Origin of the sequence: Enterococcus sp. DIV1368d (genome assembly GCF_050542975.1) — a bacterium.
Lineage (GTDB): Bacteria > Bacillota > Bacilli > Lactobacillales > Enterococcaceae > Enterococcus_D > Enterococcus_D casseliflavus.
Genome location: NZ_CP172939.1, coordinates 3,240,190 through 3,266,235, shown reverse-complemented (window position 1 = coordinate 3,266,235; position 26,046 = coordinate 3,240,190). Strand labels below are relative to the sequence as shown.

The 26,046-nt window shown below is 44.9% G+C and carries 28 protein-coding genes and 1 other RNA gene; 20 read left to right on the top strand and 9 right to left on the bottom strand.

All coding sequences use genetic code 11. From position 1 onward, the window contains the following. Positions 1–10: 10 nt before the first annotated feature. The 3 genes from IGJ44_RS15390 to IGJ44_RS15380 all read right to left on the bottom strand — a co-directional run bounded on the left by IGJ44_RS15390 (position 11) and on the right by IGJ44_RS15380 (position 1,961). Entirely contained in the window at positions 11–1,045 is a 1,035-nt protein-coding gene (locus IGJ44_RS15390) for a peptidylprolyl isomerase (protein ID WP_074536202.1), read from the bottom strand. Between the two features lie 115 nt (positions 1,046–1,160). Then, positions 1,161–1,535, bottom strand: coding sequence for a YtxH domain-containing protein (locus IGJ44_RS15385; RefSeq protein ID WP_074536200.1), 375 nt, complete (start codon positions 1,533–1,535; stop codon positions 1,161–1,163). After that, positions 1,536–1,961: an HIT family protein gene (locus IGJ44_RS15380; RefSeq protein ID WP_005227719.1), complete on the bottom strand. Its 426-nt coding sequence runs from the start codon at positions 1,959–1,961 to the stop codon at positions 1,536–1,538. It abuts the gene before it with no gap. A gap of 212 nt (positions 1,962–2,173) precedes the next feature. On the opposite strand from IGJ44_RS15380, the gene IGJ44_RS15375 reads away from it, so the two are divergent. From IGJ44_RS15375 to IGJ44_RS15305, 15 genes are all read left to right on the top strand, one after another. Then, a complete protein-coding gene (locus IGJ44_RS15375; protein ID WP_074536196.1) occupies positions 2,174–2,653 on the top strand; it encodes a hypothetical protein in 480 nt (159 codons plus the stop codon). A gap of 78 nt (positions 2,654–2,731) precedes the next feature. Next, positions 2,732–3,466 (top strand): ABC transporter ATP-binding protein, encoded by a 735-nt coding sequence (locus IGJ44_RS15370; protein ID WP_005227728.1) that lies wholly within the window; start codon positions 2,732–2,734, stop codon positions 3,464–3,466. Continuing rightward, on the top strand, positions 3,463–4,674 hold the full coding sequence (locus tag IGJ44_RS15365; protein ID WP_005227729.1) for an ABC transporter permease: 1,212 nt from the start codon (positions 3,463–3,465) through the stop codon (positions 4,672–4,674). Before IGJ44_RS15370 ends, IGJ44_RS15365 begins: the two co-directional genes overlap by 4 nt. A 104-nt stretch (positions 4,675–4,778) precedes the next feature. Next, entirely contained in the window at positions 4,779–5,558 is a 780-nt protein-coding gene (locus tag IGJ44_RS15360) for a phosphotransferase family protein (RefSeq protein WP_005227730.1), read from the top strand. A gap of 57 nt (positions 5,559–5,615) precedes the next feature. Then, positions 5,616–6,272, top strand: a complete 657-nt coding sequence (gene trmB, locus IGJ44_RS15355) for a tRNA (guanosine(46)-N7)-methyltransferase TrmB (RefSeq protein WP_015510485.1) — start codon at positions 5,616–5,618, stop codon at positions 6,270–6,272. Positions 6,273–6,360: 88 nt separating this feature from the next. Then, positions 6,361–7,323, top strand: a complete 963-nt coding sequence (comGA, locus tag IGJ44_RS15350) for a competence type IV pilus ATPase ComGA (protein ID WP_005227732.1) — start codon at positions 6,361–6,363, stop codon at positions 7,321–7,323. Continuing rightward, entirely contained in the window at positions 7,277–8,305 is a 1,029-nt protein-coding gene (comGB, locus tag IGJ44_RS15345; RefSeq protein WP_430605925.1) for a competence type IV pilus assembly protein ComGB, read from the top strand. The genes comGA and comGB overlap by 47 nt, the downstream gene beginning before the upstream one ends. Then, entirely contained in the window at positions 8,302–8,607 is a 306-nt protein-coding gene (gene comGC, locus IGJ44_RS15340; protein ID WP_074536192.1) for a competence type IV pilus major pilin ComGC, read from the top strand. The genes comGB and comGC overlap by 4 nt, the downstream gene beginning before the upstream one ends. Next, complete coding sequence (gene comGD / locus IGJ44_RS15335; protein WP_034857584.1) at positions 8,582–9,055, top strand: competence type IV pilus minor pilin ComGD; 474 nt, start codon at positions 8,582–8,584, stop codon at positions 9,053–9,055. The genes comGC and comGD overlap by 26 nt, the downstream gene beginning before the upstream one ends. Continuing rightward, positions 9,036–9,350: a hypothetical protein gene (locus tag IGJ44_RS15330; RefSeq protein ID WP_015510481.1), complete on the top strand. Its 315-nt coding sequence runs from the start codon at positions 9,036–9,038 to the stop codon at positions 9,348–9,350. Before comGD ends, IGJ44_RS15330 begins: the two co-directional genes overlap by 20 nt. Continuing rightward, positions 9,340–9,765 carry a competence type IV pilus minor pilin ComGF gene (comGF, locus tag IGJ44_RS15325; RefSeq protein ID WP_005227741.1) on the top strand — a complete coding sequence of 142 codons (426 nt, stop codon included), beginning with the start codon at positions 9,340–9,342 and terminating at the stop codon, positions 9,763–9,765. Before IGJ44_RS15330 ends, comGF begins: the two co-directional genes overlap by 11 nt. After that, positions 9,728–10,099 carry a competence type IV pilus minor pilin ComGG gene (comGG, locus tag IGJ44_RS15320; protein ID WP_240934946.1) on the top strand — a complete coding sequence of 124 codons (372 nt, stop codon included), beginning with the start codon at positions 9,728–9,730 and terminating at the stop codon, positions 10,097–10,099. The genes comGF and comGG overlap by 38 nt, the downstream gene beginning before the upstream one ends. A 167-nt stretch (positions 10,100–10,266) precedes the next feature. Further along, the gene (locus tag IGJ44_RS15315) at positions 10,267–11,271 is read left to right on the top strand and encodes a class I SAM-dependent methyltransferase (protein WP_074536190.1); all 1,005 of its coding nucleotides are present in this window, start codon (positions 10,267–10,269) and stop codon (positions 11,269–11,271) included. A gap of 24 nt (positions 11,272–11,295) precedes the next feature. Further along, positions 11,296–12,480 carry an acetate/propionate family kinase gene (locus IGJ44_RS15310; protein WP_005233419.1) on the top strand — a complete coding sequence of 395 codons (1,185 nt, stop codon included), beginning with the start codon at positions 11,296–11,298 and terminating at the stop codon, positions 12,478–12,480. Between the two features lie 358 nt (positions 12,481–12,838). Next, a complete protein-coding gene (locus tag IGJ44_RS15305; protein WP_005227746.1) occupies positions 12,839–14,299 on the top strand; it encodes a peptide MFS transporter in 1,461 nt (486 codons plus the stop codon). Positions 14,300–14,394: 95 nt separating this feature from the next. Here IGJ44_RS15305 and abc-f read toward each other — a convergent pair whose 3' ends face one another. Both abc-f and IGJ44_RS15295 read right to left on the bottom strand, forming a co-directional pair. Then, the gene (abc-f, locus tag IGJ44_RS15300) at positions 14,395–15,978 is read right to left on the bottom strand and encodes a ribosomal protection-like ABC-F family protein (protein WP_074536188.1); all 1,584 of its coding nucleotides are present in this window, start codon (positions 15,976–15,978) and stop codon (positions 14,395–14,397) included. Between the two features lie 313 nt (positions 15,979–16,291). Further along, complete coding sequence (locus tag IGJ44_RS15295) at positions 16,292–18,292, bottom strand: KUP/HAK/KT family potassium transporter (protein ID WP_167827322.1); 2,001 nt, start codon at positions 18,290–18,292, stop codon at positions 16,292–16,294. A 270-nt stretch (positions 18,293–18,562) separates the two neighbouring features. Between IGJ44_RS15295 and IGJ44_RS15290 the strand changes: the two genes are divergently transcribed. Together IGJ44_RS15290 and IGJ44_RS15285 are read left to right on the top strand one after the other, a co-directional pair. Further along, positions 18,563–19,318, top strand: coding sequence for an ABC transporter ATP-binding protein (locus tag IGJ44_RS15290; protein WP_074536186.1), 756 nt, complete (start codon positions 18,563–18,565; stop codon positions 19,316–19,318). Continuing rightward, on the top strand, positions 19,319–20,899 hold the full coding sequence (locus IGJ44_RS15285) for an ABC transporter (RefSeq protein ID WP_074536184.1): 1,581 nt from the start codon (positions 19,319–19,321) through the stop codon (positions 20,897–20,899). Positions 20,900–21,184: 285 nt separating this feature from the next. Here the strand turns inward: IGJ44_RS15285 and IGJ44_RS15280 are convergent, their stop codons facing one another. From IGJ44_RS15280 to IGJ44_RS15265, 4 genes are all read right to left on the bottom strand, one after another. Beyond that, positions 21,185–21,664, bottom strand: a complete 480-nt coding sequence (locus IGJ44_RS15280; RefSeq protein ID WP_074536181.1) for a universal stress protein — start codon at positions 21,662–21,664, stop codon at positions 21,185–21,187. Between the two features lie 64 nt (positions 21,665–21,728). Then, a complete protein-coding gene (locus IGJ44_RS15275; protein WP_010749034.1) occupies positions 21,729–22,019 on the bottom strand; it encodes a hypothetical protein in 291 nt (96 codons plus the stop codon). A gap of 167 nt (positions 22,020–22,186) precedes the next feature. After that, a non-coding RNA gene (gene ssrS / locus IGJ44_RS15270) (6S RNA) lies at positions 22,187–22,381 on the bottom strand. Between the two features lie 85 nt (positions 22,382–22,466). Then, positions 22,467–23,744: a replication-associated recombination protein A gene (locus IGJ44_RS15265; protein WP_074536179.1), complete on the bottom strand. Its 1,278-nt coding sequence runs from the start codon at positions 23,742–23,744 to the stop codon at positions 22,467–22,469. Between the two features lie 216 nt (positions 23,745–23,960). Here IGJ44_RS15265 and IGJ44_RS15260 point away from each other — a divergent pair, with 216 nt between their 5' ends. Genes IGJ44_RS15260 through prmA form a run of 3 tightly spaced genes read left to right on the top strand, consistent with a single transcriptional unit; the run spans position 23,961 to position 26,045 of the window. Further along, positions 23,961–24,581, top strand: coding sequence for a DNA-3-methyladenine glycosylase (locus IGJ44_RS15260; RefSeq protein WP_010749036.1), 621 nt, complete (start codon positions 23,961–23,963; stop codon positions 24,579–24,581). Positions 24,582–24,597: 16 nt separating this feature from the next. Continuing rightward, the gene (locus IGJ44_RS15255) at positions 24,598–25,086 is read left to right on the top strand and encodes a DUF3013 family protein (protein ID WP_005227763.1); all 489 of its coding nucleotides are present in this window, start codon (positions 24,598–24,600) and stop codon (positions 25,084–25,086) included. Positions 25,087–25,097: 11 nt separating this feature from the next. Continuing rightward, on the top strand, positions 25,098–26,045 hold the full coding sequence (prmA, locus tag IGJ44_RS15250) for a 50S ribosomal protein L11 methyltransferase (protein ID WP_074536177.1): 948 nt from the start codon (positions 25,098–25,100) through the stop codon (positions 26,043–26,045). The last annotated feature ends 1 nt before the right edge of the window (position 26,046 follow it).

Genomic DNA, 26,046 nt, shown 5'->3' with positions numbered 1-26,046 from the left:
TTTTTTTTGTTTATTCAGCAGAAGAATCTGTAGCACTTTCACTTGTTGCAGTAGAATCATCGGTTGCCTCAGTAGCAGAAGAATCTGCTGCAGAGCTGTCTGTTGCATCCGTTGCAGAAGAGTCAGCAGTTGAATCTTCTGTTTCGGCAGCTGTGATGTAATCAGAAAGCAAGTCTGCTAAGTCAGAGTCTTTCATTTTCACGTTGGCTGCTTGCAATTCTTGACCGATCGTTGCTGCCACAAAGGTTGAATCATTCAACAACGTGTTTTGAGCAATTTCCGTCAATTCATCTTTGTATTTATCCATATCGTTGCCTTTGTCTTGGTTTTTCACCATTTTCACGATATAGTATTCCGTCGTATAAGTCGACGTGTTGGTTGCAGAGATCACTTCAGAGATTTCACCATCTTTTAAATCAAAAGCGGCTGTTTTCACTTCGTTTGGCACAGCAGTTGACGTTGAATCAAATTTGATCGTTCCGCCATCTTCTTTTGTTGCCGCATCCGTTGATTTTTCTTTAGCGATTTCGCCAAAGTCAGCATCATCTTTTTTCGCTTCTTCTAAGACATCTTTGGCATCATCTTCACTTGCTACTTTGATGATTTGTGCTTCTACTTCTGGGTGGAAAGAATCCCAAGCAGTTTTCATTTCTTCATCAGTAATATCCATGTTGGCTTTTAACCCTTCTGTTAAAGAAAGCTGTTCTTTCAATTCTGCACGGTAAGATTTCACCGTATAACCAGAAGCAGTCAAGGTTGATTCAAAAGAATCACTACCGCCGTATTGTTCAGCCACGTTGTTGAATTGTTCGTCGATCATTTCTTCAGTCACGTCATCGCCGTATTTTTCATTAAAGACTTTTAAGACGATCATTTGACGCAACGCTTGTTGGTTTTCTGAACTTGTTTTTGCTTTGTCATAAAAATCTTGAACAGTGATTTTACCGCCCTTCATTGTTGCGATTTCCTCACTTGAGTTTCCACAAGCCGCTAATGCAAAAAGACTCATTGCACTGACTGCTACTAAAAGTAATTTTTTCTTCATTCGTTTAAGCACTCCTAATTCTAAAAAGATTCATAATAATCACTGCACCTACTATACCACTTCTAGAAATGGTTGGGAAGAAAACAGTGGATGTTTCAAACAAAATTCATAAAAACTACAAATTTTCGATTTGTTTGTTATCCTCTGCGCTTTGGGCTTGAATCGTCGTGATGTGTTGATTCAATTGCTCCATTTGGGTCTTGATCCGAGCAAGGCGCGGTTGGGCTTGGAATTTGAAGGCTTCCAAATCTTTCGTGAAAGACTCCGTAACAACAGGGATCGTTTCGTCGATCGTTTTGCGGGTCACCATTACGGCATCTTTTAGCTGTTTGACGCTGTCATTGAATTCTAAGGTCGCTTCTGTCGTGTCATCTAAATAGCGAATCAATTCTTCACGGGTTTCATTGCCGCTTTTCGGTGCAAAAAGCAAACCGCCTAAGCCGCCGGCGATGGACCCGAATAATAGTCCTTTAAGAAAATTGCCGATCATTTAGTCCACCTGCTTTCCAATTTTTTCGGCGATTGCCGCTAGTTCTTCCCCCGTGTAATTGTCTGCGTGATTGCCAAAATGGATCTTGAAATCATCGTCTTTGCTGTAACGAGGAATCAAATGGACATGGGAATGGAAGACCGATTGGTACGCCAATTCTTTATTGTTGTTGATGATATTTAAGCCTTCGATCTCAGGGAATGCTTTTTCGATCGCCCGAGCAATCTTAGGGATGCGGGCAAAAACCGCTGCTGCCAACGTTTCATCGTACTCAAAAATATCCGTCACATGGGTTTTGGGAATCACCAATGTATGACCAGGGGTGACTTGGGAAATATCTAAAAAGGCATAAACTTGCTCATCCTCGTAGACTTTGTAGCTAGGGATCTCACGATTGTTGATTTTACAAAAAATACAATTTTCCATTGTAAAAAAACCTCCTTGATCTATTACCTCTACTTTACCATATTTTGCTTTTTTTCGTCTGGTTTCCTCTTTGAAAAAGTCGGAACAAGGCAACTGTTCCTTCAACAAAGGCGCTTTTTTAAAGAAATGCGAAAAGCGAGCGAGAAACGCTTGCATTTAGATTCCAACAACCCTAGACTTAATATCAGAAATCAATTGGAAAGAAGGAACCTATGAAACCAATCATCAAAGAAACCTTACAGAAAAAAACAACGACTTCAGCGAAGCTCCGCTACTTGGCTTATGCCTATAAAGAATGGTTGATTGCGATCACGCTTTTTGTGGTGTTCGCAGGTTCGATCACCTATTCGCTAACGCGCCCAAAAGAAGAAGTAGTCAATGCCGCCATCGTCACTGAAACAGTGATGGACCCTACGGTCCAAAGTGAATTAGAGACAGCCGTTGAGACCTGGGCGATCGACCAAGGGTATCAAAAAGAAGAGTTGAGGATCAGTCTGGTTTCCTATGCTGAACCTGCTGCTGTTCAAGCCTTTACCACCCGTCTTGCCGCCGGTGCGATCCAAATGGTCATTTTTCCAGCGAGTGATGCACAACTGTGGCAAGAACGCTTTGGCAGCCAAGAATTGCCGCAAGAAACCATTACAGTGGGAGAAAACGAATTTATCTTACAAGTCACGAATAAAGAAAAATAAGCAACGGTTTTGCTAGCGGATTGAAAAAAAGAGCCTACGTTGACAGAAAGCCGTAATTAGGCGAATCGGAGGAAAAGAATGACTTTACAAGTAGCAAATGTGACAGGCGGTTATAACCAGCTGCCAGTCTTAAAAAATATTGATTTTACGATCGGCGATGGTGAGCTCGTTGGTCTGATTGGCTTGAATGGGGCGGGGAAGAGTACGACGATCAAAGAAATCATCGGGTTACTGCAACCTCACAGCGGGACGATCACGATCGACGGCTTGACCTTGAAGGAGAACCCAGAGCAATACCGCAAACAAATCGGGTATATTCCCGAAACCCCATCTTTATATGAAGAATTGACCTTAAGAGAGCACATTGAAGTGACAGCGATGGCCTATGATCTTCCGCAAGAAGAAGCCATGAAGCGAGCGGAGCGTTTGTTAAAAACCTTTCGCTTAGAAAACAAACTCGATTGGTTCCCAGCAAACTTCTCAAAAGGGATGAAACAAAAAGTCATGGTGCTGTGTGCCTTTTTGATTGAGCCAAGCGTCTACATCATTGATGAACCTTTTCTAGGATTAGATCCTTTAGCGATCAATGCGTTATTGGAACTGATGAATGAGATGAAACAAACCGGGGCATCAATTTTGATGTCCACCCACATTTTAGCAACCGCAGAGAAGTATTGTGACAAATTCATCCTACTGCATAACGGTGAGATCCGCGCACAAGGGACATTGGCGCAGCTAAGAAGCCAATTTCAAGCACCAGAAGCCTCCCTTGATGATCTGTACCTCGCACTGACAAAGGAGAGTCAAGCATGAAGCAGTTTTTCTCGCAACGCTTACAGCGGCATCAAAAACAGATGACACGCTATTTGCGCTATGTCTTCAATGATCATTTTGCTTTGATCAGCACCTTCTTAGTGGGAGGTCTGGGGCTGTATTATTCAGAATTGCTAAAAACATTGCCGCGGCCGTTTCCATTAGGCGGCATCATCGTGGTCGCTGTTTGGCTCTTCGTTTTACCGCTGGGACGCTTAGCGACACTGACGAAACCGGCAGATTTGATTTTTCTGTTAGCCAAAGAAGGGCAAATGAGAAGTTACCTCAGTCAAGCCCTGCGTTATTCCCTCTGGCTGCCCTTTGGGGTCTTATTTTTAGCCGTAGGAGCAACGATGCCTTTAGTCGTGGTCACAGCAAACAGTACATTTGCTTCCTTTCCCTTCTTTTTAGGAATGATGTGGCTGTTAAAACTGGGGGATCTTTCACTGCAGCGGATTCGGTTGTATCAAGAAACACATCAGCAAGTCAAACAGCAGCGAGGAATCTGGTTCGCCAGTGCGTTAGCTGCCACACTTGCCAGTATTTATGTAGCACCTTGGCTAGGGTTGGTGATCAGCATCCTCCAAGCAATCTGGTTCCTCTTTGGCGTGAAATCTAATCGTCAGCTCTTGGATTGGGACTATATGATCCAAGCTGAGCAATCACGCTTATTACGGATCTATCGGTTTATCAACTTGTTTACAGATGTTCCCCAAATCACGACGGAAGCCAAACGGCGCAAATACCTCGACTGGTTGCTGGCAAAGATCAAACCAGCCCAAAGCAATACGTATCTTTATCTTTACTTGCGCCGAGTGATTCGTGGTGGGCAATACGGCGGTCTTTATGTTCGTTTATCCTTGATTGGTGGCTTCGTCTTATTCTTTGTCGATGAGCTTTGGATCAGTCTGCTGATTGGCTGCTTGTTTCTTTATCTGATCGGTTTCCAACTGATCCCTTTGATCAATGAATTTCAATACATGGTTTTGACCCATTTGTATCCCGTGCCAGAAAAACAAAAAGCCGCAGCAATCAAAAAAATTATCGGGTCACTTTTGCTTGTGACGACTGTTTTTTTCGGCGTGATCTGTTGCTGGCGCTTGCCCGTTGTTTGGCAAGGGGGCATCGCTTTTGTGGGCTTCTTCCTCTTTGCGGGTCTTTTTTTAGGCATCTACTTGCCAGGGCGATTAAAGAAAATGCACGCCTGATCCTCAGGAAACCTCTCTTACAAAAAGCGAACGCATATGCGCTTGACGGCAACCCTTTAGGAAGCTAGAATAAGAGGTACTGCGAAATAAGGAGAGAAGCTAGGATGGATATTCGCTTGGATCAAGATTGGCGTATGCGGCCGATCAAAGGCGACACCGGGAAAGCCTATATCGGGCTCAAGGACAACGACAAAGTCTTTATCAAACGAAATACGACCCCGATGCTTGCGGCACTCTCTAAAGAGGGCATTGCACCCAAACTCGTCTGGACGAAACGGACGGGAAATGGGGATACGCTCTCCGCACAAGAATGGCTGGATGGACGGGTCTTAGATCCCGATGAGATCGGCCAAAGAAATGACGTCATTGATGTGTTGTATCACTTGCATCATTCAAAAACGCTGGCACAGATGCTAAGCAAAATCGGCGGACAAGTCAGATCGCCTGAACAAATGCTGATGGATTATCAAGATCAGCTGCCTTCTGCGGTGGCTCAAAACCGTTTTATTCATTTGGTCACCGAGTATTTAAAAGCCAATATTCCAGCTTTTGACGAGCAAAAAGCCGCGGTCGTCCATGGCGATGTCAATTATCGAAATTGGCTGGTTTGTCAAAACTATTTGTATTTAGTCGATTGGGATTCCGTGATGTTTGCAGATCCAGCAATCGATATCGGGACTATTTTAGGTCACTATGTGCCGCTATCCAGCTGGTCCCATTGGCTGGTGCGCTACGGTATCCATAGCAGCAGCGAAGTGATCGAAAAAATTTATTGGTATGCATTGTTGAGTATGCTGCAAGAGGTCAAAAAATATTATCTGCGGGGCGATTACAAAGCCATGAATGCAGAGATTTTACAATTAAAACGAATTTATAGTGAATGAAGAGAAGATGGAGCGAGGCAATTTGGTTCCATCTTGTTTTTTCGGAAAGGAAGAAACATGAGAGTAAGAAAACGTGCAGGTGCAAAAGAGCTGATTGAAGCTCATCCACAATACGTCGTTGCAGAGCCTACCGAATGGAAAGGGCGTTGGCATGAACGCTTTGGCAATGATCATCCGCTACACATCGAGATCGGCATGGGAAAAGGTCAATTTATTACGGAAATGGCGAAAGCTCATCCCGAAATCAATTATATTGGGGTAGAGATGCAGATCAGTGTCGTTTCGATCGCATTGGATAAAATGATCGAGCAGGAGATCCCAAACTTGCAGCTGCTGCATGTGGATGGTTCGGCTTTGACCAACTATTTTGAAGACAATGAAGTAGACCAGATCTATTTGAATTTTTCTGATCCATGGCCTAAGAAGAAGCATGAGAAGCGCCGTTTGACTTCTAAAGCCTTTTTAGCGGTGGACGAGCAAATTTTACGACCTAATGGCGAAATCCATTTCAAAACGGACAACCAAGGATTGTTTGAGTATTCCTTAGCGAGCTTTTCTCAATATGGCATGATCATCAAACAAGTTTGGTTGGACCTGCATAACAGTACCTTTGAGAACAATATCATGACGGAATATGAAGAAAAATTCTCAAGCCGCGGGCAGCGAATCTATCGGGTGGAAGCCCAATTTGTGGCAAAAGACCCGCAGGAATAAAGAAGTGACGAAAGACGAAGCAAATTTGCTTCGTCTTTTTTTTCTATTCTCAAAAGGCTTGCGTATTTCTTTTTAGGAGGGATAAGTCGTGGATATTCAAGCATTCTCAGATGAGTTGATTCATTATGGCAGACAAGAACGCATGCAGGATCTGGCCATTTTGCCGAGCGGTACACAGATGGAGGTGATTTTCAGTAAAAGCTATCTCAGAAAGACCTATCAAGTACTGACCAACGAAGAAGCCCAGCAGCTGATCACTCGCTTCAAATTTTTAGGAGGAATGGAGGTGGGAGAACGACGCAAAGCTCAGTTAGGAGCAGTCAGTTATCCGTTAGGCGATCAGCTGCAGCGGCTGCGCATCTCCACAGTCGGTGATTACCAAGGGCGTGAAAGTCTCGTGATGCGGTTTCTTTATCCTTTGACTCAGGAGCATCTGCGCTATTTTTTTGCAGAAGACGTCCAGCAGATCCAACAGGCAACCAAACAAAGAGGGCTGTATTTGTTTTCTGGCCCCACTGGCTCAGGGAAATCGACCCTCATGTATCAATTAGCTCGGGCAACCAAGGGGCAAATCATTACCATCGAAGATCCTGTGGAGATTGAGGAGCCGCGCTTTTTACAGCTGCAAACCAATTTGAAGATCGAACAAGACTATGATGAATTGATTCGCTTGTCCTTGCGGCATCGTCCAGACCTGCTTTTGATTGGCGAGATTCGTAACAAAGAAACGGCGCAAGCCGCTGTACGAGCCGCTCTGACAGGTCACCGAGTATTTGCCACGATCCATGCCCGAGGTGTAGCAGAAACCAAGACGCGGCTGCTGGAATTGCTCGGGACAGACGATCGTCTGGCACATGCGCTGCAAGGGATCATTTATCAGCGATTGTTGCCAAATGAAGCGAATGAACCTCATGGATTGCTGGCATATCACTTTTATGAGGGGCAAGTGGAAAAACAGTGGCAGCAGGTATTAAAACAAGTGAAAGAAAGTGGGTGGATCAGCGATGAAGTTTATGAAAAAGAAGCTCCAGCTACCACGCCGTGCAACTGAAGCCCTCTTAGTCACCTTCACGGTGTTATTGGAGAGTGGCTTTTCCCTACAAGAAAGCCTCCAAGTGCTGCTGCGCAGCCGCCAGTTTTCTGAACCTGTGATCGAACAGCTAATTGTCCATCTCGCCCAAGGGCAAAGCTTTGCAGCAGCGGTAGCGCCGTTGTCGTTATCGGCTACTGAAAAAAGTCAGCTTCATTTAGCAGAAAGGCATGGGGATCTCACGGCGACCTTGCGGCGGATGGTCGACTACCATAAATTGGTCAACAAGCAAAAACAGCTGCTGTACAAAGTAGCTGCCTATCCGCTTTTGTTACTGGTCTTTTTACTAGCTGCGCTTTTTGGGATGCACCGCTTTTTATTGCCCCAATTGCTAGCCTCTGGCATGATCGACGAAGGTCATTGGGGCATTCGCGCCATCACTTGGGCACCAGCAGTACTTATCCTCTTCTTGTTGTTAAGTGTGCTGATTTTTGTGATCAGCCGCTGGGTGTTTGCCCGCCGCACTGCCTTGCAAAAAGCTGTGTTTTTCAGCCACCTGCCATTGTTCGGAGCATTGTACACGAGTTATCACACGAGTTTTTTCGCATTGGAATGGGGCAAGTTGTTTCAGCAAGGGTTAGATATCCAACAGATCATCGAGTGTATGGAGCACACCAATAAAGCTACCTTGATCCAAGAATTAGCACGAGAACTGCGAGTGACCTTGACACTTGGGGGCGAACTCCCAGAAAAACTTCGTCATTTCTCGTTTCTCACACCCGAATTTTCTTTGATCGTCTTTCAAGGAGAAGTACGAGGAAAGTTAGGAGAAGAGCTTTTTTTATACAGTCAATTATTGATGGAACGCTTGTTTCAACGAATCGAAAAAGCCATTCACTGGGTTCAGCCTCTGATTTTTTTGTTGGTTGCTTTAATGATCGTTGGGATCTATGCCGCTATGTTTTTACCAATCTATGGAAATATCCAAGGAGTGATCGAATGATAGAAAAGAAAGTAGTATCTCCTCGCAAGCGGGGGATTTGGCGTGTCAAAAAAGGCTTTACATTGGTTGAAATGCTAGTCGTTTTATTAGTGATCAGTATTTTGGTTTTGTTGTTTGTCCCAAATCTTGCCAATCAAAGAGGAATCATTGATGAGAAAGGAAATGCGGCGATCGTGAAAGTAGTGGAAACCCAGATCGAACTCTTTCGTCTAAATGAAGATCGGGTGCCTTCGAAAGAAGAATTGATTGCAGAAGGGTATGTATCTGAGGAACAATATGCGATTTATGAGCAGGGAAAGTGAGAACAATGGCACTAGGGGATTTTCTGGGTTTACCTTGATGGAAAGTCTCTTGGTACTCTTGGTCAGTAGTCTCTTTCTCTTTTTCCCCGTCGTGGCCATCGAGTACTATCAACGATCTGCGGAAGTTTTCGGCTTTTGTGCTCGCTTAGAAAAAGGACTCTATACCTTGCAGCAATCGGCCATCATCGATAACACACAAACCCGAGCAATCTATCAAGCAGAGCCAACACCAACTGTTTCATTTTACGGCGCTGCAACTGAGCCAGTCACCAAGATCGACGTTCCTCCTCAACTAGCGATGCAGGCGTTTCCCGATATTCTTTTTAGTAGTCAATCCGGCAACAACAGCAGTCTGCGAAGGATCATTTTCTATTGGCAGGAGAAAAAGCAAACCATCAGCTATAAGTTTTTATTTGGGAGTGGCCGTTATGAAAAAATCGTTGAATAGTGGGTTCATCTTAGCAGAAAGCCTGATTGGCTTTGGGGTGTTGGCAACTTGTGTGTTACTGTTTTTAGCAATGCAGACCGCTTCACTGACGCAAAGTGCGGCATTGCAAGAAAAAGCCCAAATGCTGCGGGTGCTGTATGAAGAAGTCCAGAACCACTCTTTTGATGCGTCAACCATTACCTACACGACGCAGCGTCAGGCAGTCTATCAAGTTCGCTTTTGGCAAGCAGCGCAGCATCAACAGGCACGCATCCAAAGCTGTGAACAGCTCTGGGAGATCGTGTATGAAGAGTAAAGGCTTTACTTTGTTGGAGTGTCTGTTGTCTTTATGGGTATTGGCGATCTGCTTATTGCTGATCAGCGGGATCGTCAAGCACCTCGCACCCGTCAATCAGCAGATCATGGCTCGCAAAGATCAAGAATGGCATGTGTTTTTGTTTCAGCTGGAACGGGAATTAAGTACCTGTACCTATCTATCGGTCAGTGAGACCACACTGTATTTGCGAAGTAGTCAAAACAATTCGGTCACCATCGATCGCATCAATCGCGTGCTGCGAAAGCGGGACAACAATGGGTATCAACCACTATTGACAGAAGTAACGGATGTGTCTTTTGAGAAAATTGGCGCAGCGATCCGCTTTACCGTTTCCTTTGAGAATGGAGAGCAGAAAATTGGACAATGGAAAATTCACACACAAGAGGCGGCATAAAGGCGGTATTTTACTCACAGCATTGTTGTTTGTGCAGCTGTTGAGCTTGATGTTATTGCTAGTGTTAGAAAACAGCCGCACAACAGCCCTTTTTTATACAAAAACCATTGAAACCTATGAAGCCCGCATCATGAGCGAACTGTTTCATGCGGAATTCTTGCAAAACGAATTGGCAGATCAAGGGTCACGACTTTATAATGTAGGAAAGTTGACCTATGAACGGCAAGGACAACTCTTACAGATCGAGTGCCATGTCAAAAGCCGCCGCTTTACATTTGCCTTTTTGTTACCCGAAGAAGAGCCTGAAATAGACACAGATGACCAAGAAGAATAGTACAGGAAAAGGATGGTTGTTTCGACCATCCTTTTTCATACAGAAATAGAAAAAGAATGTTTACAGCTTCACAAATTATTCTAAACGAAAGCGATTGATTATTTTGGATGAATCGGCTAAAATTAAACAGGTATATATGTTGTTATAGTTTTGAAAAGAGGTGCAAGATGTCCGCAGAAAAAATGGAAACGTCTTTTCATTTGACCGTTGAAGCGATCCAACTGCTTCAAAACGCATTGGAAACGTCTTTTTTTGATGCTTACGTAGAGACGATCGAAAATTTTGTTGATCAATACCAAGTTCGCGTGATCGATGGGGTACCAGATGAAGCAACTGCTGCTCGTTTAGAAACCATCTATCAAGAAATTCGAGCAATGGAACTATCGGCAGAAGAAAAACGCAAGCTTGCGCAGTTGGCTTTGTTGAAAGGCAGCCAAACGGAGCGCCTGCAGGCCAATCACCAACTGACACCAGATAGTCTTGGGTTTTTATTCGTCTATTTGATCGAGCAGTTGAGTAGTGCCGACCAACCAGTGAAACTTCTTGATTTATCGGTAGGCATGGGGAATCTCTTATTGACAGTCTTGCTGAATCTGCAATTAGCGAAGCGTCCAGTAGAAGGAACCGGTGTGGATATTGACGAAACCTTGTTGGCGATCGCAGCTGCGACTGGCGAATGGACCAAAGCGCCCTTGCATTTGTTCCATCAAGATGGCTTGCAAGAGCTTTTGATCGAACCGATGGATCTGGCGATCAGCGATCTACCGGTGGGCTATTACCCACAAGATGACAAAGCCCGCAGCTTCATTACGGCGGCTCCAGAAGGGCACAGTTACGCCCATCATTTGTTGATGGAACAAGCGATGAACTATGTCAAAGCTGGCGGTTACGGTTTGTTCTTAGTACCAAGCAACTTCTTGGAAACGGAACAGAGTGAATTTTTGAAAAAATGGCTGAAAGAAAAGGTTTATTTGCAAGGAATGATTCAGCTTCCTGAAGAACTCTTTAAAAATGAACATTCACGTAAAAGTATTTTGCTTTTACAAAACCATGGAGGGACAAGCAAACAAGCAGACGAAGTCTTGCTGGTCAAGCTAGCCTCACTGAAAGAACCAAAGAACATCACAAAACTTTTTGAACAATTTGCGGCTTGGAAAGCAGCAAATCTGTAATATAATTCGGATAAGGAGATCATCATGTCAAAAACAATCGCAATCAATGCTGGAAGTTCAAGTTTAAAATGGCAATTATATCAAATGCCAGAGGAAACAGTTGTCGCTAAAGGAATCGTTGAACGAATCGGTTTGAAAGATTCTATCTTTACCATCAAATATGGGGAAGATCAAAAATTCGAACAAATCATCGACATCAACGATCACGAAGTAGCTGTAAAAATGTTATTGGATCAACTGATCGAATTAAACATTTTAGGTGCCTATGATGAAATCACTGGCGTCGGTCACCGCGTCGTTCACGGCGGAGAAGATTTCCCTGATTCAGTTGTGATCACAGACGAAGTGATGGAACGCATCCAAGCATTGGCTGAATTTGCGCCATTACACAACCCAGCAAACTTGATGGGGATCACTGCTTTCAAAAAAATCTTGCCAGAAATCATCAGTGTCGCTGTTTTTGATACTTCTTTCCATGCAACGATGCCAAAACACAATTACCTATACAGCTTGCCATTAGAGTACTATAACGAATTTAAAGTACGTAAATACGGCTTCCACGGTACAAGCCACCGTTATGTTTCTGAGCGTGCAGCAGAAATGTTAGGTAAACCAATCGAAGAATTAAAAATCATCACTTGCCATCTAGGGAACGGTGCGTCGATCACTGCGGTTGACGGCGGAAAATCAGTAGATACATCAATGGGCTTCACGCCATTAGCTGGTGTAACGATGGGCACACGTTCAGGTGACATCGATCCTGCTGTTTTGCCTTACTTAATGGAAAAATTAGATTTGAATATCGATGAAATGGTGGATGTTTTAAACAAAAAATCTGGTTTATTAGGCTTAACTGGTATTTCCAGCGACATGCGTGATCTAGAAGCAAACTACGACAAAGAAGAAGTCAAAGTTGCTTATGACGTCTTTACTGACCGCATCCGTAAATACATCGGTGGCTATGTCACAACCATGAACGGTGTCGATGCGATCGTCTTTACTGCTGGTATCGGTGAAAATGATGCCCACGTCCGCAGCGAAGTTATCAAAGGCATGACTTGGTTTGGTTGCGAATTAGATGCCGATCAAAATGCAAAACGCGGCGAAGAATTAGTGATCTCAACTGAAGAGTCAAAAGTCAAAGTACTTTTGATCCCAACAGATGAGGAATTAATGATCGCTCGCGATGTGGAACGTTTACGCGGCTAAGCGAAAACCTTCCTTAGAATAGAAGCTGAAACACATGCAAGAGAAATGCTTGCATGTGTTTTTTTTGTAGGAAAGTCCGCAAAATGGGGCTAGAGAGAAAAATTGGTGAAGACCATTTTCTAATTTTTTAAACAGAAAATTTAATAATTATACATATGGAAATTGGCTCATACTGCACCTAGGTGGAGGGCTTCTCATTTTGCTTTCATTTGAATTTAAATTTCCCACCTTTTTTACAAGATGTTCTCAGGGAAATACCCTTGTAAAAGTTGCCAAATGGGAATAAACTGGCATTTGTGAATTTTCAGAAAAATTCCGCTATTTTATTTTCATTAATTTTTATAAGGGGCCATTACATATGGAAAAAGAAAAAACATTCTTAGGTCAGCCGCGAGGGCTGTCAACTTTATTCTTCACGGAAATGTGGGAACGATTCAGTTATTATGGTATGCGGGCGATTTTGGTGTACTTCATGTACGATGCAGTTGCCAACGGCGGCTTAGGGTTGCCAAAAGGAACGGCTGTGGCGATCATGTCGATTTACGGTTCCTTAGTGTATATGTCAAGTATTGTTGGCGGTTGGATCTCGGACCGTCTGTTAGGATCAAATAAATCCGTCTTTTATGGTGGGATCTTGATCATGTTAGGACACATCGTTTTGGCAACACCTTTAGGGATTCCAGCGTTGTTTGTGTCCATGATGCTGATCGTCATCGGAACCGGACTCTTGAAATCTAACGTGTCGGGTATGGTGGGGCATTTATACAGCAAAGACGATATCCGTCGGGATGCTGGTTTCTCGATTTTCTATATGGGGATCAATATTGGCGGCTTGTTAGCACCGATCATCGTCGGGATCTTAGGACAAGAGGTCAACTACCACTTAGGCTTTTCGATTGCTGCCATCGGGATGTTCATCGGTTTGGTGCAGTATTATGTGCAAGGAAAAACCACGTTGAAAAGTGTAGCGATCGCGCCAACGAATCCCTTATCGGCAGCCGAAAAGAAAACCTTCTTCCGAGCAGTCGTTCTGGTTCTTCTCGCATTGGCAGTGTTGTTTGGCGCAGCAGCTGCAACTGGCCATCTGACGGTGGATTTCTTCATCAACTTTATCAGTGTTTTAGGTATTTTCTTACCGATCTACTACTTTACCAAAATGCTCCGTTCGAAAGATGTCACACCAGATGAAAAGAAAAAAGTGTTGGCCTACATTCCGCTGTTTTTGTCAGCGATCGTCTTTTGGTCATTGGAAGAACAAGGCTCATCGATCTTGGCATTGTTTGCCGCTGACCGTACGCAATCAACGTTATTCGGCATCAATATTCCAGCAAGTTTGTATCAAACCTTAAATCCACTTTTTGTCGTCTTATTGACACCTGTCTTTGTCTGGTTGTGGACCAAACTAGGCTCTCGTCAGCCACGGACAGAAGTGAAGTTTGCCATCGGTTTAGTCTTAGCCGGTTTGTCCTTTCTATTGCTAATGCTGCCAAGCCTCTTGTTTGGAGTAGAAGAACGGGTCAGCCCATTATGGTTGGTATTGAGCTTCTTCATTATGATTGCAGGGGAAATGTGTCTTTCACCGGTGGGCTTGTCGGTGACGACCAAACTAGCGCCGAAAGCCTTCGAAGCACAAACCTTGGCGATTTGGTTGTTAGCAGACGCTTCTTCACAAGCCATCAATGCGCAAATCGCTCGGTTCTACACACCGCAAACAGAAGGGATGTACTATGGCATCGTCGGCGGAGTAGCCGTTGTTGTCGGTATCATCTTGTATTTAGCTAGAAAACCGATCCGCAACTTGATCGGCAACATTCATTGATCAAAAAATAAAAACTTGATTTTCCGCCTATGCATGGATTGAACAACCCATGCATATCGTAGGAAAATCAAGTTTTTTTGTTGCGAATCAATCTCTTAGTCAATCAAGGGGCTCAGGGACTGGCGCGTGATCTGCTGCTGTGCAATGACCAGGGCTTCTTGGAAGTGCTGCTGTAAAAAGTAGCGGTCATGGCTGACCGCCAACAGGGTCCCTTGATAATCTTGCAGCATTTCTTCAATTTCTTCTCGGGCATAGCTGTCGAGGTGATTGGTTGGTTCATCCAAAATCAGGACGTTGATTTTTTCTAAAAAGAGTTTCAGTAACGCCAAACGGATTTTTTCACCACCAGACAAATCTTTGATTCGTTTGGCCACATCACTTTGATAAAACCCGCTTTTGGCCAATTGCCGACGAGCAGCCTCTTCGTTTCCTGTCAACGTCTGTACGTAGGCCAACAAGCGGCTCTCAGGATCGGCAAACTGCAGCTGTTGGGGCAAATAGCCGATTTGTAAGCTGCTGCCGCGCTTGATGGTGCCGCCGCTAGGAAGCTCCTCACCGAGAAGTAATTTGAGTAAGGTTGATTTTCCGGTACCATTGTCGCCGATGATGGCTAGATGCTCCCCACGGTAGATTGCAAAACTACTGTCTTTGAATAGGAGCTGATCGGCATATTGCTGGTGCAAATCATGAACGATGAACACCTCTTTGCCTGATTTTCCGCCATTTGCCAAGCCTTGCAGCCGATTTTTCGGGGGCGCTGGCGGTTTGACCAGCGTTAGTTTCGCTAGGCGGCGTTCCAATTCTTTGGCTTTTTTGAAGAAGGATTCATTGTCTCCTTCATGGGCCCACTGACGAAACCGACGAATCATGACTTTCAGCCGCTGGACTTCTTTCTGCTGCAGTTCGTAATTTTTGGTCAGCTCCGCCAAGCGAGCTTCTTTCAAGACACGAAACCGGCTGTAGTTCCCAGGATACTCAACCAAGGCGCCTTCTTCTAGTTCCCAGGTCTTGGTGGTGACTTGATCGAGAAAGTGCCGATCGTGAGAAACGACTAGAACCGCTTTTTTCGTATTCTGCAAATAATTTTCCAACCAGCGGATACTTGAAAGATCCAAGTGATTGGTTGGTTCATCCAGTAACAGCAGGTCAGCATCGGCAACTAACACTTTGGCTAAAGCGACTTTGACCCGTTCACCGCCGCTAAGCTCTGTTAAGCGTGTGTTCTGTCGATGGGGAATTCCTAAGCCTTGTAAGATCGCGGAAATTCGGTCTTCCAATCCATAGCCGCCCAGCTCTTCAAAGCGCTGCTGCAGCTCGCCATAACGGATCAGACACTTCTCTAAATCAGTATCGGGTTCTGCCATCAAGGCTTCGTAATGGCTCATTTGCTGCTTGAGTTCTTGAATGGTAGCAGCAGAATGGAGCAGGTAGTGGGTAACGGTTGCTTCAGAAACTGTCAGCTCTTGCTCGACCGTCCCGATCCTCAAGCCTTTTTGGCGGCTGATAACGCCGCTATCGACGCCTTCACTGCCAGTCAAGATTTGTAAAAAGGTTGATTTGCCCGTTCCGTTGATGCCGACTAAGGCAATTTTTTCTCCAGCTTCGATTTGGCAGGCTAACTCCTCAAATAACGGATTCCCGCCGATGGTTTTTTTAATAGCAATTGCTTGTATGATCATGATCTCTCTCCTTGAGACCACTCAAAAAGGCCATGGATATCCATGGCCAGTGTTATTTAAACTCAGATTTTCTTGAGAAAAATACCTTGAGATGGCCATTGATTTTACGTAAATGTAACTGTTTTGGACAGACTCGTCCCGTCAACAGCAACTGTAAAACCAATTGCATGGCTAAATGCGATATGGTATCGTTGGTAATTTTCATTACTTGTTATTTTAGTCATGCGCATCATGGTAGTTTTCCCTCCTTTGTGTCTTTGTCTTTTCAGTGTACCTGAAAGTATCAGAAAGTTCAACCAGTACTGGCGGTTTCTTAGCGTTCCTCGATGCGTAATTCTGTCAGGGAGCTTTCTTTCATCTGACCGATGACCAATGGAACGGTCTCATGAACCACATCACTGTATTCTAAGCCGAACCAGCGTTCAGGTGAAATGGTATGGCGTTTGATAAAAAGCTTCGTCTGCATGACTTGCTTCTGCCATTTGCTTAATGCAGTTGCATTCGACAGCTCTTCTTCGATCATCACGAATTGGAAATCGCCCACATTGCGTCCAGGCGTTAAGGAGTAGCGTTGCGGCTGCAGCGGCAAGCGACCATCTTTCATTAATTCTTGAATGATTTGGCGAATGTAGAGATTGACTTCTTGCGGCACCCGAAAGCCGAGATAAAGCTTTAGTTTAACGATAAAATCGGTATCTGCCATCGAAACTTCATATTTTTTCGTATAGGGTTCATCGGTGACTTCCACATTGACGAACCAATACACTTTGGCACGTTTTGGCCGTTTGTCTAAAATGGAATAGATGAACTGCTGACCGATCTGATCGTCTTGCAGCTTAGGAACCATGAAGACGACGTTCGTCTGAGATAACGGCAAAGAATCATCTTCCCGCAACTGTTTCAATTGAGGGATGTAGGTAGAAAGTGCAACTTCTTCGGCAGCATTTTCTTGAATACGATTGCCCCATTCCCAAATCAGCATCACGCCGATGATCACGCTGGCTAACAAGATGGCAACGTAACCGCCATGGAAAAATTTGGTCGCACTGGAGATAAAGAAAATCCCCTCGATCGCTGCAAAAAAGAGCGTGATGAACGGTGCCAAGAAACGGGTCTTCTTGTTTTGATGCAAGTAGAAATACAGCAAAATAGTGGTCATCAACATCGTTACCGTAATGGCCAATCCATAAGCAGCTTCCATCCGAGTAGAGGTCTGGAAGAACAAGACCACGCCAGAACAGGCGATCCACAGCAAGGTGTTCAAGGCAGGAATGTACATTTGCCCGATAGACGCCCCCGGATAGATGATTTGCATCCGCGGCAATAGTTTCAACTTGATGGCTTCAGAAACCAAGGTAAAGGAGCCAGACAGCAGGGCTTGCGAAGCAATGATGGCAGCGAGGGTGGCAAAGCTGACGCCAAAGACTGTCCACCCTTGCGGCAATGCTTGGAAGAATGGATTCAAGTTTTCGATTTCTTGATAAGTCGGGTTTTGATAGACTTGCAGCAACCACGCAGCTTGACCAAAGTAATTCAGCATCAAGCAGATTTTGATATAGGGCCAGCTGGCATAAATGTTTTTCTTGCCCACGTGACCTAAGTCTGAGTAGAGGGCTTCCGCACCAGTCGTTGCCAAAAAGATATTGCCGAGAATAAAGAGACCGGCGCTGTTATCGGGACTAAAGAGCAGATTGATTGCATAACGGGGATCAAGGGCGCGAATCACCGAAAGGTCACCAGCAAAGTTCATCACACCGACGATGCCTAAGAAGGTGAACCAGCCTAGCATGATCGGTCCGAAGGCTTTGCCGACAAACTCAGTCCCAAAGCGCTGCAGGGCAAAGAGGACCAATAAGATTGCTAAGGTGATGCCGACGATGATCGATTGATCATTGCCGAAGCGATCAAAAAAGACTGGAATCCCCCGTAATCCTTCGATGGCAGTGGTCACCGTCACGGCTGGCGTCAACACGCCATCTGCTAGCAGGGCTGCGCCCCCGATGATTGCTGGAATAATAAAATAGCGGCTGTTTTTACGAACGAGAGTATAAAGGGAGAATATCCCGCCTTCTCCATGATTATCCGCGTTTAATGCGATCAAGACGTACTTGATCGTCGTTAGCAGCGTTAGCGTCCAAAAGACGAGCGAGACGCTGCCTAAGATAAAATCGGGTGTTAAGGTGCGTAGTCCGCCATTGTCCTCCACCAAGGCTTTCATTACGTAAAGCGGGCTCGTACCGATATCACCGTAGACCACCCCCATGGCGACTAAAAGTCCGCCGGCGGTCACTTTTTTCATTTTACTTGAACTCATTGACTGTTTTCCCTCCATTTTAAACTGCAAAAAGACCTAAGCGGCCCCTTGCCACTTAGGTCTTGCAAGAAACATCTTAAACCAGCGGATTCCCGCTTGCTGTTGATCTAAGATCATGGAACGATCCATGTGCTACTCCCCTAAAGTGCTCTTATTATCTTTGTTTTTGCAGCTCCTGTCAATTGATTTGTTAAAAATGGCAATAAACATTTTTCATTTCCTGCTTTTCAGCGTAAGATAACAATAGGTATGGAATAAGGAGGCAGGAAAATGATTGAGATCAAGAATCTGACGAAACAGTATGGACCAAAAAAAGCGTTGTCTGATCTTTCCCTGACGATCCGTCAAGGGGAGATCTTTGGCTTTCTGGGACACAACGGAGCAGGGAAGTCGACCACGATCAAAAGCTTAGTGAGTATTTTGCAACCGACGAGTGGGGAAATCTATTTTGATGGCCAATCCCTCGTGGAACATCGCGAAGCGATAAAAAAACAAATTGCTTATGTACCGGACACGCCAGATTTGTTTTTACAGCTAACGGCAGGGGAGTATTGGGACTTGATTGCCGCCGCGTATGAGGTGCCAGCAGGGGAAAAGGCCGAGCGTTTGCAAAAATTAGGGCGCTTGTTTGATATGCTGTCTCATGAAGAAGAGACCATCGCCAGCTTTTCCCATGGAATGCGGCAAAAAACGCTGCTGATTGGGGCATTGATCCCCGATCCAGACATTTGGATCTTGGATGAACCATTACAAGGCTTAGATCCCCAAGCGGCGTATGATTTAAAAGAAATGATGAAACAGCACGCTGCCAAGGGCAAGACCGTGATTTTTTCCACCCACGTCTTGGACACCGCCCAGCAGTTGTGCGATCAATTGGCGATTTTGAAAAAAGGTGAGCTGCTGTACAATGGCTCAGTGGCAGATTTGCTGGCACAGCATCCGTCGCTTTCTTTGGAAACGATCTATCTGCAAATGACTGGGAGAAGTCAAGAAGAAGCGATTCTTGCAGAAGCGGAGGAAGCGTAGATGCGAAAACAACAATTTCTGACGATGACCTCCGTTAATTTGCGGTATGCCAATCCCCAATTGACAGACAAAGCCCGCAAAAAAGGCAAGGCTGGTTCGACCTTGACCAGTTATTTGTTGTTTCAATATGCGCTTTCTGGGGTAGTGTTTCTGCTAGTCTATGGGTTGACGATGATCACATTGGATTTTAGTCAGATGCCAGGCTTTTTTACCGCTTATGTCGCTTTGTTCGGGATCTTAGGCTTTTCCCAAGGGATTTCGTCCATTTACAATGTCTTTTTCGAGAGTCAAGATCTGCCAGCGTATTTGCCGCTGCCCTTTCGACAGAGTGAAATTTTTTTGGCAAAGATCGTGGTGGTATTTCTCACCGTTGCGCCGTTTATTTTTCCTCTGTTGGTCTTATTTCTCCTGACAGGGATTCGGGCAAATGTCTTTTTCTTGCTGACGATCTTATGGGCGTTCTTGCTGTTCGGCTTGTTTTTAGTCTTGATCTTCAGCATTTGCAGCTTGATCGTCTTCAGCCTGACGCGCACCAAGTTTTTCTTGAAGCATAAAAAATTGGTCACTAGTTTATTGCTAGGCGTGACGATGCTGGTTGTTGTGATCGGGGTCTTAATGATGAATCAGGTGAATACTTATGAGACAGACGTGGTAGATCGGGGAGCGATCAGCTTTTTATTGCCCTTTTATTATGTGATGGTGGCACCGTTTCAAACGACTGGTTTGCTTAGCTTGCTAGGGATCATCGCCACAGCAGGCGTGTTGCTTTTTGCCCTCTATCGATTGATCTTGCCGAAGTTTTATGAGCAAGTGGCAGCCGCGGCGCCCAACCAAGGGAGTGTTCGTCGGAAGCATAAACCCAATCAAGGCTTGGGCCAGCTGTTGTTTAATTACAATTCGCAGTTGATCCGAGATCCGAATTTGATCATGCAAGTCTTTTCTTCTTCGTTGCTGATGCCCATTATTTTCTTAGTGTCCTTTGTGTTTACAGGAGCGATTCAGTTAAGTGAATTGGATGAGCGGTTTATCGGTGTCGTTTTTGTGGCGGGGATCGCCTTGGCAGCATTGATGGTCAACCCGACTTCTTTTATCAGTAATTTGATCTCACTGGATCAGGAGAATTTCTTGTTTGTCCGCTCCTTGCCGCTATCGATGAAGCGCTACTTGCGGGAAAAATTCCGCTTTGGGGTCGTTTTGCAGCTGAGCTTAACGGCAGTCATCGTGCTGGCAGCAGTCCTTCTGTTCAAAATGCCGCTGATTTTGGCTGTCTCTTTTCTAATCGGGGCACTTTGGAGCAGTTTTCTTTTGTGCTTGAAATATTTTGCTCGTGATTATCGGCTGCTGCTTTTGGATTGGACCAACATCAGTCAATTGTTTACGAGAGGGGCGGGGAGTCTTGGGTTAGCCATTGGAACGATCGCAACGCTGTTTCTTTCCATCATTGTTATCATCCTTTACGGCTTTGCTGCGACTTCGGTTGATTTTTGGTTATTGAATGGTCCGGTTTTCTTTGTGATCCTCTTGACCAGCGTCCTTTGGATAGCCCATTATCACCATAGATTTTGGCGTCGTTTTTCCTAAGGGAAGCGACGCTTTGCTTTTTTTATTTAAGGATGGGTAAATTAACTATTTATTCAGAAAATTCAGAAAAACTATTTACAATCAAGCGGAAACATGGTTAGATAGGAGTACCTATTACTTTGCTTTCATTTTTTGCTGTACAAGTTTGGATAACCGACTTGTCAAAGAGCTGTGACCAAAGTCAAAAAGACCAATGAGACCTGAGCGCTCGTTGCCTCTTTTGCTTTTGTCACGGTTTTTTTTGTACAAAAAAAACCTGCCAAGCAGCGGCAGGTCGTCTCACTATTAAGCTTTCGTGTGGTCTTTTGCTGGGACTTTGTTTTCTAGGTCTGTCCGTACAACTAACACATCACAGCCGGCATGGCGAATGACATACTCAGAAACGGAACCGATAAAGATTCGTTCCACGGCATTTAAACCAGTGGCACCGATCATAATCAAATCGATGTCGTGATCTTCTGGCAATTGTTTGGCAATGATCGGTTTTGGCGAGCCGTATTCGATCACCGTTTTGACCGCAGTTACTTGATGCTTGCGGGCACAATCCTCATAGTCTTTCAAGGTTTGTTTGGCCATTTCGGTTGCTTGTTCAGCAAGCATGCCGTCAAAAGAAGAAACGGTTTGAAAGGCACGAGTGTCGATCACATGTGCTAAAACCAATTCAGAATCATTCCGCTGTGCCACGTTCACGGCTTTTTTGAAGGCTAATTCTGACTCGCTAGACCCATCGACGGCTACCATGATTCGTTGATATTGTTGTAACATAAGAAACACTCCCATCTGTTATCTTCTACTTTTATTGTAATGCTTTTTTCTGGAAAAAGAAAACCTAATCTTTCTTTTTTTTCATTTTTTGTGCCAACAAGATGCTGAAAGATGCGGAAGAGAGCAGCAATAAAGCCAAATAAAACAAGGCAATCAGCTCCTTATCGACAAAGCCCACAACCAATGCCACCACGCCTAAAAGGAAATGAATGAGACTATAGGTTTTTAAGAAGACCTTATTCGCCTCGGTGGTAGGGATCAAAGTGAAAAAAATCGCTTGTTTGGCATAAAGCAAATAACTGGTGCCGAATAATACGAGTGCCACGATCGTAAATAATAGAAGAATCATAAACATACGCCATCCTGTCCTAAGTTGATAAGTTTAGTATAGCGAACCCTAGAAAGAATAGCAAAAGCCACCCTTACTCTGATGTCAGGCAAGGACGTTTCACTGTTGCTATCGGTTAGAAAACGCAAAAAAGCCATCTGTTAAAAACAGATGGCACATTCTAAAAAGAATGGGTAATATCCGTTGATGCCGTTCTTTTTCCCATAGTATTGATCCCGCAAATTCTAGCAGGTGGGTTCCACGGTCTAAGCTTCGAACTACCAAAGGAAAAGGCATGTTACCAGCATTGACACAAGACGGATCCCAAGATATCAATAAAAATGTTCGGTCAACACACAAAAGGGACAACTCGTACATCACAGAATTCCCACCCTTATAGTAGCATAGGAATGACGAAGGTGCAATAAAGTTGTTTGAAAACGATACCAAAAAGTCGCTATTTTTTTTAAGTACCTAGTTTTTTTTCTTTCGCTGCTGCAACTGTTGGTACCGTTGACCTAAGGCTTGCTCATATTTACCAGTGGCTTTTGGTTGGTAATAATGAGTATTTTTCAGCTTATCAGGTAAGTATTGCTGATCGACCCAGGCATCATCAAAATTATGTGGGTATTGATAGCCGACACCCCGATTCAAGCTTTGGGCACCCTTGTAATGACTGTCTCGTAAATGATCTGGGACACCGCCAGCTTTACCGCTGCGAATATCTGCGATCGCTGCATCCAATGCCATGTAAGCAGAGTTGGATTTTGGTGACAGACATAGATCGACCACTGTATCGGCTAACGGAATCCGAGCTTCTGGCAAGCCCAAACGTTCAGCGGCTAACACAGCATTGACGGTTCGAGCAGCGGCTGCTGGGTTAGCTAAACCAATGTCTTCATAGCCGATGACCATCAAGCGCCGACAAATGATCGCCAGATCGCCTGCCTCTACTAAACGACCTAAGTAATGCAGCGCACCATCCACATCGCTGCCGCGAATCGATTTTTGAAAAGCAGAGATCACATCATAGTGCGCATCCCCATCTTTATCGTGGGTCAATGCTTTACGCTGGACGCACTCTTCGATGATCGCTAAGGTCAAATGAATAATGCCGTCTGGTCCTTTTGGGGTGGAACGAGCAGCGAGCTCTAAGCCGTTTAGCGCACTTCGTAAATCACCGTTGGTCGCTCGCGAGAGATGCAAGCGGGCATCATCGGTCAATACGATGGTTTCTGATCCAAGTCCGCGAGTTTCATCTGCTAAGGCTTGATCAATGGCGGTCAAAATGTCTTCTTCTTGGAGCGGTTTGACTTCAAAAATCTGTGTCCGACTGCGAATCGCTGGATTGATCGTAATGTAGGGATTTTCCGTCGTGGCACCGATCATAATGATCTTGCCGCTTTCTAAATGGGGCAGTAAAAAGTCTTGTTTTGTCTTGTCTAGTCGATGGACTTCATCAAGCAGTAAAATGACAGTACCGCTCATTTTGGCTTCCTCTGCCACGATCTGCAGGTCTTTTTTTGTATCTGTGGCGGCGTTCAGCATGCGAAACGCATAGCGTGTCGAGCCGGCGATCGCACTGGCAATGCTGGTTTTTCCGGTTCCCGGCGGTCCGTATAGGATCATCGAAGAAAGCATTTTGGCTTCGACCATTCGGCGAATGATTTTCCCCGGGCCAACCAAATGCTGCTGTCCGACGACTTCATCTAAGTTCCGTGGCCGCATTCGATAAGCAAGTGGCTGCTGCATAAAACGATCCTCTCCTTTTCCTGTAAGTATAACATAAGAACGTATATTCTCATAAACAAGCTGATTTGCGTCTTTGCAGAAACAAAAGGGCGCTTATTTTCCACTCAGTCAGCAAAAATCAGTTTCGTTGAAAAGAAATCGTTGAGATCGTCGTAACTCTGTAGTCAAAGATAGTAAGTTCGCCGAGAATTGTGTAGAATAAAGAGGGTGATGAGAATGGATGAATTAATGGCACTTTTTGCGACACAGCCGACAACGACCATCGCACGTGCCTTATTAGGAATGTATTTGGAACATGAGACCCCAGAAGGAACAGTAGGTGGGTATATCGTGGATTGTGAAGCGTATCTAGGTCCCGATGATCTGGCGGCTCATAGTGTGGGCATGCGAAACACACCAAGGGTTCGGGCGATGTATCAGGAGCCAGGTACGATTTATTTATATACGATGCATACGCATCGAATCGTCAACTTTATTACGCAGCCAAAAGGCATCCCGCAAGGAATCATGATTCGCGGGCTAGAACCGGTGGATGGGATCGCTTTGATGGAGCAACAACGACAAAAAACAGGACCGGATGTAGCCAACGGCCCCGGGAAACTGGTACAGGCACTGCAGATCCCCGCTGAGCTTTATGGAGAATCGATTTTTACAAGCCCACTGCATTTGGTTCCTGAGCGCCGACGTACCCCAAAAGAAATTTTGGCATTGCCTCGGATTGGTATCCCAAATAAAGGGGAATGGACCCAGATGCCGCTTCGTTTTGCGGTGGCTGGCAATCCGTATTTGACAAATATACGAAAAACCGCTGTTCAGCAAGACCATGGATGGTGTTAAGAAAGAAGGAATAGTGATGGCGAAAGAAACGATATTGACTTACTTAGATCAGCGATTAACGAAAAAAATCACCGACTATGATGTGGCGATCGATTGGGATGCCAAAAATCATACGATCGAATTGGTGCTGCGCTTGTTTGCTGAAAATCCTCACCACGTGCAGATCGACGATGCACAAGGTGTGGCATCAGAAGAAGCGATCATTGAATTTGAAGATGGGATTTTGCTGTATGATCCACAAAAATCAACGTTTGATGAAGAAGATTATTTAGCGACGATCCCTTATGCAGGGAAAAAAGGGATCCAAAAAGCCTTGTTAGACGGATTGGTTGATTACATTCAAGAAATTTTAGAAGAAGGCCAAAGCGATCTGCTTGATTTCTTGAACGATGACAGTGAAGAAGCGATCTTTGAATTGCGATTCAACGAAGAAGAATTTGTGGAGAAAATGACGAACTATCAAGCGGGAGCTGGGGAAACCATGATCCCGTACCCTAGTTACTAAGGAGAACGAACATGAAATGGAATGAAGTAACCGTAGCGACAGCTAGCGAAGCAGTGGAAGCAGTCGCCAATATTTTAATGGAACACGGAGCAAGTGGGGTAGCGATCGAGGACGTTTTAGATATCGAAAATTTTAAAAGCGATGCGTATGGCGAAATTTTGGATAAAGAAACCTATACGACCTTAGATGAAGGCGCCCAAGTCAGTGCCTATTTCCCAGAGACGATCTTTTTACCAGAAGTGCTGCCGACGATCAAAGCAGCCATCGACCGTCTGCCAGAATATGGTTTGGCGATCGGCAAAAACACCATCACAACGAGCGAGGTCGTGGAAGAAGCATGGGCGACGGCCTGGAAAAAATATTACCATCCAGTCCGTATCTCCCGCTATCTGACGATCGTGCCGAGCTGGGAAAACTATCAACCGCTGCAAGAAGAGGAAAAGATCATCACCCTTGATCCGGGGATGGCTTTTGGAACCGGCACGCATCCTACGACACGCTTGACATTACAAGCCCTAGAAGTCTACTTGCGAGGCGGTGAAACCGTCTTAGATGTCGGGACGGGCTCAGGCGTGTTGAGTATCGCCAGTAAATATTTAGGTGCCAAAGACGTGTTCGCTTATGATCTAGATGAAGTCGCTGTGAGGTCCGCCCAAGAAAATATGGCGATGAACCCTATTGCTCACGATGTGACCGTGCAGGCCAATGATCTCTTGCAAGGAGTGACGGTCCCTGCTGATCTTATCGTTGCTAATATTTTAGCGGACATCATTTTATTGATGATCCCTGATGCGTGGCGTCTATTGAAGCAAGAAGGGACCTTGATCGTTTCTGGGATCATTGAGACGAAAAAACAATTAGTGATCGATGCCATGATCGCACAAGGCTTTGAGATCGATCAATTGTTCAATCAAAAAGACTGGTATGCGATCGCCTTTAAAAAACCAGAGGTAGAGTAAG